This is a genomic window from Companilactobacillus futsaii JCM 17355, from assembly GCF_001435505.1.
GTDB classification, from domain to species: Bacteria; Bacillota; Bacilli; order Lactobacillales; family Lactobacillaceae; genus Companilactobacillus; species Companilactobacillus futsaii.
Genome location: NZ_AZDO01000050.1, coordinates 24,066 through 36,477, shown reverse-complemented (window position 1 = coordinate 36,477; position 12,412 = coordinate 24,066). Strand labels below are relative to the sequence as shown.

The 12,412-nt window shown below is 35.2% G+C and carries 13 protein-coding genes and 1 pseudogene; 11 read left to right on the top strand and 3 right to left on the bottom strand.

Annotated features, from left to right (window positions below; genetic code table 11):
* Positions 1-6 precede the first annotated feature (6 nt).
* Positions 7-1,710, top strand: coding sequence for a YfhO family protein (locus tag FC88_RS04685; RefSeq protein ID WP_057813289.1), 1,704 nt, complete (start codon positions 7-9; stop codon positions 1,708-1,710).
* A 33-nt stretch (positions 1,711-1,743) separates the two neighbouring features.
* Here the strand turns inward: FC88_RS04685 and FC88_RS04680 are convergent, their stop codons facing one another.
* Positions 1,744-3,135, bottom strand: a complete 1,392-nt coding sequence (locus tag FC88_RS04680) for a hemolysin family protein (RefSeq protein WP_057813287.1) — start codon at positions 3,133-3,135, stop codon at positions 1,744-1,746.
* 227 nt (positions 3,136-3,362) lie between these two features.
* On the opposite strand from FC88_RS04680, the gene FC88_RS04675 reads away from it, so the two are divergent.
* From FC88_RS04675 to FC88_RS04645, 7 genes are all read left to right on the top strand, one after another.
* Positions 3,363-3,923, top strand: coding sequence for a MerR family transcriptional regulator (locus FC88_RS04675; RefSeq protein ID WP_057813285.1), 561 nt, complete (start codon positions 3,363-3,365; stop codon positions 3,921-3,923).
* Between the two features lie 121 nt (positions 3,924-4,044).
* Positions 4,045-4,968, top strand: coding sequence for a phosphogluconate dehydrogenase (NAD(+)-dependent, decarboxylating) (gene gnd / locus FC88_RS04670; protein WP_057813283.1), 924 nt, complete (start codon positions 4,045-4,047; stop codon positions 4,966-4,968).
* 53 nt (positions 4,969-5,021) lie between these two features.
* Positions 5,022-5,438: a fluoride efflux transporter FluC gene (locus FC88_RS04665; protein ID WP_057813281.1), complete on the top strand. Its 417-nt coding sequence runs from the start codon at positions 5,022-5,024 to the stop codon at positions 5,436-5,438.
* Entirely contained in the window at positions 5,435-5,776 is a 342-nt protein-coding gene (locus FC88_RS04660) for a fluoride efflux transporter FluC (RefSeq protein ID WP_057813279.1), read from the top strand. The genes FC88_RS04665 and FC88_RS04660 overlap by 4 nt, the downstream gene beginning before the upstream one ends.
* Before the next feature lie 11 nt (positions 5,777-5,787).
* The gene (locus tag FC88_RS04655) at positions 5,788-6,210 is read left to right on the top strand and encodes a DUF805 domain-containing protein (RefSeq protein ID WP_057813277.1); all 423 of its coding nucleotides are present in this window, start codon (positions 5,788-5,790) and stop codon (positions 6,208-6,210) included.
* Between the two features lie 52 nt (positions 6,211-6,262).
* Positions 6,263-6,829, top strand: coding sequence for an SOS response-associated peptidase (locus FC88_RS04650; RefSeq protein WP_057813275.1), 567 nt, complete (start codon positions 6,263-6,265; stop codon positions 6,827-6,829).
* A 10-nt stretch (positions 6,830-6,839) separates the two neighbouring features.
* Positions 6,840-7,679 (top strand): methyltransferase domain-containing protein, encoded by an 840-nt coding sequence (locus tag FC88_RS04645; protein WP_057813274.1) that lies wholly within the window; start codon positions 6,840-6,842, stop codon positions 7,677-7,679.
* 11 nt (positions 7,680-7,690) lie between these two features.
* Here FC88_RS04645 and FC88_RS13095 read toward each other — a convergent pair.
* Together FC88_RS13095 and FC88_RS13090 are read right to left on the bottom strand one after the other, a co-directional pair.
* Positions 7,691-8,008 (bottom strand): annotated as a pseudogene (locus FC88_RS13095) (TetR-like C-terminal domain-containing protein); the annotation flags it as partial.
* Positions 8,009-8,026: 18 nt separating this feature from the next.
* Positions 8,027-8,242 (bottom strand): TetR family transcriptional regulator, encoded by a 216-nt coding sequence (locus FC88_RS13090; protein WP_235526900.1) that lies wholly within the window; start codon positions 8,240-8,242, stop codon positions 8,027-8,029.
* A 160-nt stretch (positions 8,243-8,402) separates the two neighbouring features.
* Between FC88_RS13090 and FC88_RS04635 the strand changes: the two genes are divergently transcribed.
* Genes FC88_RS04635 through FC88_RS04625 form a run of 3 tightly spaced genes read left to right on the top strand, consistent with a single transcriptional unit; the run spans position 8,403 to position 12,407 of the window.
* Positions 8,403-10,775 carry an ATP-dependent DNA helicase gene (locus FC88_RS04635; RefSeq protein ID WP_057813272.1) on the top strand — a complete coding sequence of 791 codons (2,373 nt, stop codon included), beginning with the start codon at positions 8,403-8,405 and terminating at the stop codon, positions 10,773-10,775.
* A complete protein-coding gene (locus FC88_RS04630) occupies positions 10,765-11,481 on the top strand; it encodes a hypothetical protein (protein WP_057813270.1) in 717 nt (238 codons plus the stop codon). The genes FC88_RS04635 and FC88_RS04630 overlap by 11 nt, the downstream gene beginning before the upstream one ends.
* Positions 11,478-12,407 carry a sce7725 family protein gene (locus FC88_RS04625; protein ID WP_083484556.1) on the top strand — a complete coding sequence of 310 codons (930 nt, stop codon included), beginning with the start codon at positions 11,478-11,480 and terminating at the stop codon, positions 12,405-12,407. Before FC88_RS04630 ends, FC88_RS04625 begins: the two co-directional genes overlap by 4 nt.
* Positions 12,408-12,412 lie beyond the last annotated feature (5 nt).

Below are 12,412 nucleotides of genomic sequence, written 5' to 3'. Positions count from 1 at the left end.
TATTTTATGCAATTAAGTTTTTTGAAGAAAAAATCAACTAAAGAAACCTTAATAGTTTTCTTTACAGTTTTACTTTTTTTATTAGTTAGTTTTTTAACGCTTTATCAAACACAATTTTATCATGGAAAGATTTGGTCTTATTTGGGTACTAGCGATGACCGTTTTCACATGATGCGAATTGAAGGTTTATATCATTCATTACAACGGCATCAGTTTTTTCCGTTCGTAAATATGTCATTTATGAACGGTTTCGGATACATTGTTGATGTCTTTTATTCCAATCTCTTGTTGTATCCAGCTGCTTTCTTGCGTTTGATGGGATTTTCAAGTGCTCATACATTGATGGGTTATTATTTGCTCATTAATTTCTTGACCTTTGGAATTTCTTTCTTGTGTTTTTATAAGGTCAGTCAAAAGTATTTCAATAGTTTGGTATTTAGTTTTGTGTATACTTTATCAACTTATCGTCTACATAATTTGTTGTTTCGACATGATTTAGGAGAAGTTGGAGCTTTCATTTTCTTGCCAATTGCGATGTTGGGTATTTATGAAATATTTTATGGCAATCGCAAGAAATGGTGGTATTTGACCTTCGGAATGACAGCTATCATATATTCACATGCAATTTCACCAATTCTGGTAGCCGTTTTGATAGTCATTATTGGGTTATGTCAGTATAAAGAAATCCGCAAGCATCCTAAGCGTTTGCTGTCACTAAGTTGGGCAGCGTTATGTTCTTTGCTATTATCGGCAGCATATTTTTTGCCAATGATTGAACAATTGCGTCATACAAAATTTGTTCTGACGCAGTCAAATGGAATTTTGCCAAAGGGTGCTACGAGCTTTTTTGATATGAGTAAGTGGAGTTTGAACAATGGTCTAGGAGAGCCTAATATTGGTATTGTCCTCTTTATTGCAGCAGTTGTAATAGTGGTGTCATTTACAAAGATTAAAGATAAAGCTGTTAAAGATTTTGCATTAATTGGCGTTATCTTGTTGCTATGCAGTACCAAAGTCTTTCCGTGGGTAATTTTGAATCACACGCCATTTAAGGTGATCCAATATCCTTGGCGTTTTGATATGTTAGTTACTGTATTATTGGCTATTGTAGTGGCAAGTGATCCTTTAAAACTATTTAATAGTAAACTAGCTAAAAGTGGCTTGATTTTGTTTACTTTATTGTTTGCAATTTCGGCCAGTTATCGCTTGGTACAAGGTTCGTCATTACAGTTTGTGGATCAAAGTGAATATAATCAATTAGAACCCTTCAGTATTGGTGCAGGACAAGAGTATTTGCCTCAAGGTACTAGTTTAAGTGATTTGCAAAGAACGTCTCACAAGCCCAAAATAATGGCTGGTAAAGCAAAGATTAGTCAGTTTAAGCAGTATGGGACTCGTTTGAGCTTTGATTTTAAGGATGCCAAGAATGCTAAAGTAGATATTCCTATCATTGCTTATTATGGTTTTCAATCAACTCAGTCAGAAGGCAAAGTATCAAGCTTGCGAGTAGATAAGAGTAATAATAATTTAGCTCAAGTAACAGTTAATGGCAGTGGAAAGGCCGTTGTTGATTATTTTGAGACGATGACGCAAAAAATTGCACGTCGCATATCGTTCTTATCGTTGCTGGTCATGATAGCGATGATCTTTATCAATAAATTGAATTTAGTAGACTTTGGAAAAATCGAAGGTTTACGTTCTAAAGAGTAAAAAAAACTGAATCCCTTTTGTGGATTCAGCTTTTTATTTATCTTTCAAATCATCAACATCAGTTAATGATGCTAAATTATCTTGCTTAGTAACGGCTTTTTTGTCGATCGTAACCTTGAACCAGTTAACAAAACCGTGGTCAAATTCAGCAACTTCAAAATGGAAATTATCCATATCAAAGGTTGAACCCTTTTGGAGGTTAGGGAATTTTTCAATTAAATAGCCACCAACGGTAATGATGTCGGATTTTTGAAATTCTCTAACGTCAGTTCTGAAGTAACGTTCAAAATCGTATAACGTAGTTTTACCTGAAACGTTGTATGAACCGTCTTCGTTTTTAACGATATACTCATCAGAAACATCATCAATTTCATCTTTGACAGTTCCAAACAATTCTTCATAAATATCTTTATCAGTAACAATACCACTAGTACCACCATATTCATCGACAACAATAACGATAGGTGTCTGTTTCTTGATCATCTTGGATAAGATATCTTGAATTGGCATAGTTTCAGGAACGGTATTGACAGAACGCAAGATACGACTGATTCCAACATCACCATCAACTTGGTTTTGACGAACGATATCGTAGGCATAGACATAACCGAGAACTTTATCTTTATCGTTATCCGCTACAACAGGGAATCTTGAAAAACCTTGTTGTAAATAGTCTTTGATAACATCTTTGACCTTGTCGGTTATATCGACGACGTAAAGGCTTGTTCGGTCAACCATGATATCTTTGGCGACTTTATCGTTCAACTCAAAAGCACGCTGCATGAAGATAACGTCGTCTGGTTCCATATCGCCACCCTTGATTGAAGACTTGGATAATCTCAAAATTTCAGATTGAGAGAAGACCTCATTTTCGCTATCAGCTGGGTTCATACCCATTAATCTGACGATTCCAGACGCTGAAACATTTAGTAACCAAACGAATGGATAAACGGCTACGTGGAAGAAACGTAATGGTGTAACGACTAGCATTAACATCTTCATTGGCATATCAATAGAGATATTCTTGGGAACAATTTCTGTTAGAACCACTTCCAAATAAGTTAGTAGTAAAACACCAACGATTGAACTCAAGGCATGTAGACCACTGCTACCACCAGCTGAAACGTGAGCAACGCCCAGTACTTCTATTAATAAATATTCGATGGTGCTTTCACCGATCCAACCTAAAATAATACCAGCGATACTAGTACCAACTTGAGTTGTTGATAAGTATTCGTTTAGGTTATTGACCATCTTTAAAGCACGTTTTAATTTCTTTTTATTTCCTTCACCTTTTTGAATGGCATCTTCTAGTTGACTGGATCTGGTTTGAACTAAAGCAAATTCAGCAGCCACGAAGAAGAAAGCAAAGATAAAGGTAATAAGTATGATAATAAAGTTTGTTGTAATTGCAGAACTTGACAATATATTATTTCCCCTTCTATTCCTGTAAATCGAATTATACACCAAAGAAAAACCGACTGTGTCGGCAAAGAGTAAATATTTTATCTTTTCATCTTTAGTATATCCAATTTAGTGGGTAAAATATAGCTAGGACAATTTTAATTTGAGTTCGTTATGAATTTTGTAGTTGAACTTAACAATCATTATTTTTATAATGAAGAGAATGAAACAACCTTGGGGGAATCCTTTTGAGTAAAGTAAAAACTAACAACTTATTAACTCCTGCACAAGCCGCAAAGGACTTGGGGATCAGCGTTGCAACGCTACGTAAATATTCTTTGATCGTCGAAAAAACTACAGCCAATAGTAAATATTTTGAGCGTAATAGTCAGAATAATCGTCTTTACACTCAAAAAAATATTGAAGACTTTAAAGAAATGGTCAAATTAAGTCATGGACCTAAAATGACTCTAGAAACATCAGCTGCACAAATTTATCCTGCTGCTGACACTAAGAGTCCAGCTGATACTAAACAAAACGATGAAATTGCAGAATTACAAAAAACTGTCGCTAAGTTAGAATCAGAAAATAAAAAGCGCGAATTAACTATTAAAGAATTACAACAGGAGTTAAATGATGCGCAAAAATCAAAAGAACAACTCCAAGTCGAGTTGGATACTTTAAAGCAACAAGCTAAAGAAAAAGTTGAAAATAATGACACGCAAAAAGATGAAAACATCAAAGAACGTGTAAACGAAAAGGTTAATGATGATAAGAAAGGTCACTGGTGGAATAAGTTCATGAACTAATCAACCAATAAACCTTATGATATCAACCTCTTAAGCAATCGGGTCGTACCAAAATGTTGATTTTGGCACGGCTTTTTTATGTATAATTAGAACTTGTGAGAATAACTTAGGAGGATTAATTTTGAAATTAGCAATGATTGGACTCGGCAAGATGGGAATCAATTTGACCGAGAATTTGATTCGTAACGGTAATGAAGTAGTTGCTTTTGATTTAAACGATGGTGCTAGAAATGATGCTTCAACTTTGGGCGCGCGTGTGGAGAAAAGCCTTAAGGATGCGGTTTTAGCCTTGGAAGCACCACGTGTTGTTTGGGTAATGTTACCAGCGGGGAACCCAACTAACACAACGATCGATACCTTGAGCGAAATTTTAAATGAAAATGATATCGTAATTGACGGTGGAAATTCATTTTACAAAGATTCATTGCGACACAATAAAATCCTAACTGATAAAAACATTAAGTTCTTCGATGTTGGTACGTCAGGCGGTATGAGCGGTGCAAATCGTGACGGTAATTTCATGATCGGCGGGGACGATGAAAAAACCTTTGAATATATCGAACCTATTTTCAAAGGTATTGCTCAAACTGACGGTTACTTATATACTGGAAGAGCCGGTAGTGGTCATTACTTAAAGATGGTCCATAACGGTATCGAATACGGTATGATGCAAGCAATCGCTGAAGGTTTCGATGTTTTGAAACATAGTGAATTCGACTATGACAACGAAGCTGTTGCCAAAGTTTGGGAACACGGTTCAGTCGTTCGTGGTTGGTTGATGGAATTGACACAATCGGCCTTTTCAAAAGATCCAGACTTGGATGAAATCAAGGGTGTTATGCATTCATCAGGTGAAGGCAAGTGGACAGTTGAAGAGGCATTGAGATTGCAAGTTCCAACGCCTGTAATTGGAGCTTCATTGATGATGCGTTATCGTTCACTAGAAGACGATACATTTACAGGTAAGGTCGTAGCGGCTTTGCGTAACGAATTTGGTGGACACGTTGTTGAAATAAATAATAATGGGAACAAAGATAAAAAATAATTAATGGAAAACTTGTCGTTGGCAAGTTTTTTCTTTTTTAGAGAGGTTTTTAGATGAAAGAACGAGGGAAAATATTTTTGTTAGTGCTGATTGGGGCCTTTATTGGTAGCAACTTGCGCTATTTAGAGAGTTTGATTTTTAAAAGCGCTAGTGGTTTTCCCTTGGGAACATTGGTAGCTAATTTAACCGGAGCTTTTTTCTTGCCCTTTTTGATTCATTATTTACAAGATCGCTATAATTTATCATCCAGAGTCATTTTAACTTTAAGTACTGGTTTATTAGGATCTTATACGACTTTTTCGACATTTACAGCTGACAGTTATCGGTTATATCAAAGTGGAAATTGGATGTTTTTAATACTGTATTTGACTATGACGATTCTGGGTGGTTTTATTGTAGCAATATTAGGTAATTACTTGGCTGCTAGTCGTGCTTTTAGTGATTATGTCAAAAGGGAGCGGGTTAAATGAATTTTTTAATTGTTGGATTAGGCGCTAGTTTGGGTGCCATCTTGCGAAATGAATTGACATTTTTACAAAGCAAAATAAAAATTGATTTTCCAATAATAACCCTGTTGATAAATATTTTTGGAGCGTTATTATTAGGTATCTTCACTGCACAAATTCATAACGGTGCCTTATTATTGTTGTTAGGGACAGGTTTTTGTGGTGGTTTTACTACTTTTGGAACTTTGAATATGGAATTAAGTCAACTATGGTTTCAACGACGTTTTGTTCGTTGCTTTCTTTATTTCAGTTTGACGTATATTTTTGGTATCCTAGGATTTGTCATTGGAATTCAGATATAGGAGATTTTATTATGCAAATAAAAGAACCAATTTGGAACGAAAGTTTTCGACCAGGAATTATTTCTTCAACTAAATTGTATTTTCAAGATCTTTTCGTTGGCGCTAAAAGAATGAGTCGGAAGGATTTTTGGTGGGGCTATTTAGGATTTAGCATCGTAGCCTATGTTATTGTAGCGTTATTAGCGTTTATCCTTACTAAGATGCCGGTAATGGATTATTATTGGAGCTCAATTATTGGCGTAGCACTGGCTATAACGATGGGCTATTATTGGATTGCTATTTTTACGGCTATTATCAGACGTCTGCACGATCGCAAAATGCGTGGTTGGTGGGTATTATTAGGCTTAGTTCCACTCGTTGGTGCTGTTGCTTTGATTGTTTTATTGTGTTTGCCACAAAGGAATCTCGGTAATCGTTTTCCCAAATCAATCTAAAATTTTGTTAAACTAGAGCAGAAATGTTCTAGTTTTTTGTTGGAGGAAAAATATGTGTGGACGCTTTTTGTTTGAACCTGATCAAAATCCTGAAATAAAGCGGATTTATCAATTAGCTAAAAATGCTGGATACAATCCTAAAACGGGCGAGGTTTTTCCAACTGATGAGACAGCTTTGATTATTGCTGGAAATCGTCAAGTTCAGGTAGTCGGTATGAAATGGGGGTTTCCTGGATTTAAAACGGGTCAATCATTAATCAATGCTCGTAGTGAAACAGTGCAGCAAAAACCAATGTTCGCTGATTCATTTTTGAAACGGCGCTGTGTTTATCCAACAACTGGTTTTTTCGAATGGAACAAGACTAAGCAAAAATACAAATTCAATTTTTCCAATGATCCTCAGACACTCTTTATCGCTGGTTGCTATAACTATTTTGACAGTATAGCTCAGAGTATCTTATTTACGACAGCTCCCAATGAATCAATGGTTCCTATTCATGACCGGATGCCATTGATCTTACAAAAAAATCAAATTAATGCTTGGATTTATAACGATGACTTTGCAAAGAATTTTTTGGATTCGGCAATGCCATCGTTGTGTTCGCAGGCAGAAAAATAGGTATTTCATTATGAATGATAAGATTCAAAAATTTAGTAATAGTCAAGATTTCTTTCAATGTCCAATCTGTGGGAAAGCATTAAAACTGATTGGCAATAGTTTATTTTGCAGTAATAATCATTGCTTTGATGTTTCCAAAAAAGGCTTTGTTGATTTTGTTTTGAATAATAAAGCATCCAAAAATTATGATTTGGAATCTTTTGAAAATCGTCATGTGATTTTGGAACATGGTATGTATGATCACATTGCTAATAAATTGATTGAATTGATTCAAAAATTACATTTGAGAAGCATTTTGGACGTTGGCTGTGGGGAAGGATACTATGCTAAAAAAATTGCTCAAGCTGGCATTGACGATGTTTTAGCTTTCGATATTTCAAAGGATTCAATTCAAATGGCGGCTAAGGGAATAAATACACCAGTGAAGTGGTTTGTTGGCGACTTAGCGCATTTGCCAATTCAGGATAATACGGTTAGGGGTATTATCGATGTTTTTTCACCAGCAAATTACGCTGAATTCAATCGTATTTTAGCTGACGGCTATGTGTTAAAAGTTATCCCTAATCAATTCCATGTACAAGAATTGCGTCAAGTTGCCAAAGATCAATTGCACCAAGCCCAATATTCTAATAAAAAGGTACTCGATTATTTTGAAGAGCATTACGAATTAATTGACCAAATCGATGCAACTGAAACCTATTCGGTAACGCCAGAAGTTAGAAATGCTTTCATCAATATGACGCCGTTATTGTTCAATGTTGATAAATCAAAAATAAATTGGTCCCATGTTAAAAATATTACGGTCGGTTCGACCATCTTAGTTGGACAACCAAAAAATCGTCGAAATTAATCGGCGATTTTTTATTTAGCATATTTTTCTAGATCATTTTTGAAAGCACCTTGGACTAAGGTAGCAACTTGTTGAACGATTTTTTTTGGATCTTCCTTCAGATCGTTTTGAACCCATTCGTGAATCAAAGCTAGTAAAGCTAATGTATAAAAATGAGCGATGAAATCTTTATGTTTCTGTGCAACCGTCATATTTTCAGCTACCTTTTCAACAATATCGATGACATAACTGTAGATAATTTTGAAGATGTACTTTTCCATCAAATCACGATAATTTGACTGATAGACGTTCTTCACAATCGTTTTGTTGTTTTGCATTATCGTCATAACGGCATAAAAACCACATTGTCATTTATCGTAGCTAGCAGTTTTATCTAAAATTTTTCGAGCGTTAGTGCAAGCAGCATATTCGACTAACTCGTAAATGTCAGAGAAATGGTTGTAAAAAGTTTGACGGGTCAAATTGCATTCAGTCACGATATCTTTGACTGTGATTTTATCGATGGTTTTTCTTTTTAAGACATCACGTAACGACAAAGCTAAAGTTTCCTCGGTTGTAGGCATTGTATCCTCCAAATATTCTCAAGTGAGTTTAATTATATAATTTTTTAAATAAAAATACACCGAAAATTTGTTTATTTCTTCAGTTAGTTTAGAGTAATAATACAGACAAAACAGAACGTATGTTTTACAATGTTATTTAACGATATGAGGGGGATACAGTATGGCGACTAAAATTGGAATTCGACAATTAGTGGAATTCGTCTTACGCAGTGGTGATTTAAATGAGACTAAGAATAGTCAAAATACAGCCCTAAATGGCGCACGAATTCATCGGCGGTTGCAAAAGAAACGTAGCCAAGATCCAGATTATCAAAGTGAGGTCTATTTAAAAACTGAAGTGACGATGAATGATAACGAATACTTGATATCAGGTCGCGCTGACGGATTAAAAATTACTGACAAGAGTATTTTAATTGAAGAGATCAAGACTTCAGATCAATCTTTTGAAGAGCTAAGCGATAACACCTTGGAATTATACTGGGGTCAAGTTAAAGTTTATGGTTATTTACTTTTAAAAGATCATTTAGAATTTGACCATGTGACTTTGCGTTTAACGTATTTTCAAGTCAGTACCGAGAAGATCACAACCGATGAACAAGTTTATAATCGTGATGATTTAGATCGCTTTTTTAAGAATTTAATTGATGAGTATGAATATTGGTTAGTTTTACGAGCTAATTTACGGAAAACACGCAATACTTCAATTAAAGAATTACAATTTCCTTTTCCACAGTTTCGAACAGGTCAACATGAACTAGCCGCTGCTGTTTATAAAACCGTTTTGTATGAAACAAGGTTATTTGTCGAAGCACCAACGGGTACCGGCAAAACGATTTCGACATTATTTCCAGCAATTAAAGCAATGGGTGAAGAAAAGATACAGCGACTATTTTATTTGACAGCTAAGCAGAGTACTAGAAGGGTTGCTGAAGAAGCGATTGATTTAATGGCTAGTAAAGGATTGAAACTAAAGAGTATTACTTTGACCGCAAAGGATAAAATTCGTTTTCCTGAGCAGGATGTCCCACCAGAAAAGGACCCATATATGATTGGGTATTATGACCGTTTAAAGCCAGCTCTATCAGATTTATTGACTAATGAAAATAGTATTAGCCGAGAAGTAATTGAAAAGTATGCCAAAAAACATCAAGTTGATCCGTTTGAATTTTCTTTGGATGCGTCACTGTTTTGTGATGTAATTATTTGTGATTATAACTACCTGTTTGATCCTTTAGTTTATTTGCAGCGTTTCTTCATCGAAAAGGATACCGACAATTTTTTCTTGATCGATGAAGCACATAATTTAGTTAGTCGTTCTCGGTCAATGTATTCAGCTCAAATCAGTGATCAAAAGATTGCCGGATTGTTAAAAGCAGCTAAGAAGATCAATACACAACCAAGTGCCGATTTTCAAAAGCAATTGAAGAAGGTTCGCCGCGTGTTCAGTCAGATGAAAAAAGTCTTAAAGGAAGATGATTTAACGGAAAAAATCACTTCGGAAGTTCCTGATAAATTGTTAAATACCTTGAGTAAATTCAATGATTTCATGACTGACTGGATGGCGGATCAGCAACCGTCAGATTTTCTTGATAGTGCTAAAGATTATTTCTTCGATAGTTTAACTTTTGTGAAGATTGGAGCGTTATATGACGATACCTACAAAACAAGAATCATGCTCGAAGACAAGAATTTGCTTGTTAAACAATTGTGTTTAGACCCAAGTCATTTCTTAGATAAGTCGCTAGATTTAGGTTTAGGGGCAGTTTTATTTTCAGCCACATTGTCGCCGATGGATTACTATCAAAGTGTTTTGGGTGGTAAAGAAAACAGTTTTGCGTATCAATTGCCATCGCCTTTTCCAGCACAAAATCAAGCTATCATGGTTACAAATTATATCCAAACTACTTATCGTCAACGTCCTTTTAGTCAAGATGACATTGTTGAAAGTTTACATACATTGATTAGCGGTAAAACAGGTAATTATTTGTGCTTTTTCCCCTCATATGGATATCTGAAACAAATTGCGATTCTTTTTGAAGAGAAATATCCAGAGATTTCGACTGTTACACAGACAAATTCAATGGACAATATCGCTCGTGACGAGTTTTTAAATAAATTTCAGGATAACCCTCAACAGACGTTATTAGGATTTTGCGTTTTAGGTGGAATCTTTTCGGAGGGAATCGATTTGCGAGGAAATAGGTTAATTGGAGTAGCAGTAGTTAGTGTGGGCTTACCTGGACTTAGTGCAGAGAATAATTTAATTCGTGATTATTATGACCAAGAAAATGGACGTGGATTCGAATATGCGTATCAGATGCCAGGGATGAACAATGTATTGCAGGCCGCTGGAAGATTGATCCGTAGTAGCCATGATAAAGGAATCATTTTATTGTTGGATCAACGTTTTGCTAGTTATCGTTATACACAACTTTTCCCCAATCATTGGTACAATCGACAAAAGTTAAAGTCATTAGGACAATTACAACGAGCTGTGGATAAGTTTTGGAAGGGAGTTTCAGATGAAGACTAAGTTAACTAAAGATTTAGAAAGTACGCTTTATCAGTATTGTTTGGAACAAGGATCCTATGTAGTGGAAGAAGTGTCGATGCCCGATAAAAAAGGAATCGTCGATACTTTGAGTTACCAACAATTATCTGATGGTCAGATAGAATGGCGTTGTTATGAATTGAAGGTTACGAAGGCTGATTTTCATTCCAAAGCTAAATTGTCATTTATTGGTAACTACAATTATTTTGTTTTACCACAAAAATTATTTGAAGAAGTAAAAGCTGAAATTCCCACGCATATTGGTGTTTTGATATATCGAGCTTTTGATCAAAAAGCAATTGAGAATTCACCACAGACCTTGCGAGCACCAGGATTTTTGACAGTGGCTAAAAAAGCTCAGTATCAAGACTTGCAAGTAGATGAAACTAAATTAACTAGTCATTTTATAGCATCATTATTTAGAGAAGTCGATAAAGCTAAAAAGGTCGAAAAGGGCCTACAATTGTATTCGGATGATAAGTTATTCAAAGAATTAAAAAAGCGTTCTAAAGCTGGATATGATGTCTATACGCCAGACCATAATCTTTATGATCGTTTTATTGATGATTTGCAAGATGAGGCTATTGATTCATTGCAGGAAGAATTGGATGCTCGTAATGAGCAATATCAAGCTTTGAAATTAGAATTACAGAAATTGCATCAACCAAATTTGGAGGATCAAGTATGATTTATTATCCTTATTTACGAGGTAGAATGTATGACTTGCTGGCGTTAAAAGAATTGGTTGAACAGAGGCGCTTGAGTAAAAATATTATTCCGATAATCGAGCCAGTGAGGGATTCCAAAGAGTTGTTGAAGACGGTGCAAACTTTGATTGAATTTCAACATCCATTCAGCGTTATAGCGAATCCTCAAGTCAGTGTTTATGGTTTGAATGATACAAAATTATTTCCCTTACCAAATTTGTCAAAGCTAGATTTTTATTATCCGAGCGCTATTTTAGCAGCTGATTTTAGTAGTGATTTTGTTCAGACTGAAGGTTCACAAAAATCTTTATTGATTGCCAAAGATTATGAGTTATTGAAGGCTTACCAAAAAACTCAAGTGCTAAAAATTGTGGATAAAGTACTAATTCCCGATGTTGCTCGAATGCAGAAAATGGTTTCTACTAAGGAAATTAAAATGGCTGATCCATTGACTTTTGTGAAACACGTTGAAGATTATCAGTTATTAACGGATGAATATTTTGAGCCAGCTGATTGGTATTATCAAGTGGGTGGTTTCAAAGGATTCGGTGATTATTCAATGGTCGGACACGTTTATTTTGATAAGGGAATGCCATCGCGCGCTATTGCTTTACATTTGATTTATGTAACAAAAACAGGTGAATTACGAATTCATCACTTTGTCTCGGACAGTAATGAGAAGGTAAGCGGACAAAAGGAGAAATTCTTTGAAGCTTTGAATAAGATGATGTCATGGTGTCAGAAAAACATTTCAGGTTTGAATCAGACTCCAGCATTAGAGGAACTATTAAGTTATGCACATCATAATAAGTTTCCGGGACTAGGAGTAGTTAAGAAACTGTCATTGATGCATCATTTTGAATTAATGAGTAAATTGTTAGAAATGAAAACAACTCCAACAGAGTAGCCCAA

Excerpts from the sequence above, each read along its gene's own strand:
- FC88_RS04625 (WP_083484556.1), top strand. The coding sequence starts at position 11,478 with ATGATTTATTATCCTTATTTACGAGGTAGAATGTATGACTTGCTGGCG.
- FC88_RS04665 (WP_057813281.1), top strand. The coding sequence starts at position 5,022 with ATGAAAGAACGAGGGAAAATATTTTTGTTAGTGCTGATTGGGGCCTTT.
- FC88_RS13090 (WP_235526900.1), bottom strand. The coding sequence starts at position 8,242 with ATGCCTACAACCGAGGAAACTTTAGCTTTGTCGTTACGTGATGTCTTA.
- FC88_RS04630 (WP_057813270.1), top strand. The coding sequence starts at position 10,765 with ATGAAGACTAAGTTAACTAAAGATTTAGAAAGTACGCTTTATCAGTAT.
- FC88_RS04635 (WP_057813272.1), top strand. The coding sequence starts at position 8,403 with ATGGCGACTAAAATTGGAATTCGACAATTAGTGGAATTCGTCTTACGC.
- FC88_RS04685 (WP_057813289.1), top strand. The coding sequence starts at position 7 with ATGCAATTAAGTTTTTTGAAGAAAAAATCAACTAAAGAAACCTTAATA.
- FC88_RS04650 (WP_057813275.1), top strand. The coding sequence starts at position 6,263 with ATGTGTGGACGCTTTTTGTTTGAACCTGATCAAAATCCTGAAATAAAG.
- FC88_RS04655 (WP_057813277.1), top strand. The coding sequence starts at position 5,788 with ATGCAAATAAAAGAACCAATTTGGAACGAAAGTTTTCGACCAGGAATT.
- FC88_RS04645 (WP_057813274.1), top strand. The coding sequence starts at position 6,840 with ATGAATGATAAGATTCAAAAATTTAGTAATAGTCAAGATTTCTTTCAA.
- FC88_RS04660 (WP_057813279.1), top strand. The coding sequence starts at position 5,435 with ATGAATTTTTTAATTGTTGGATTAGGCGCTAGTTTGGGTGCCATCTTG.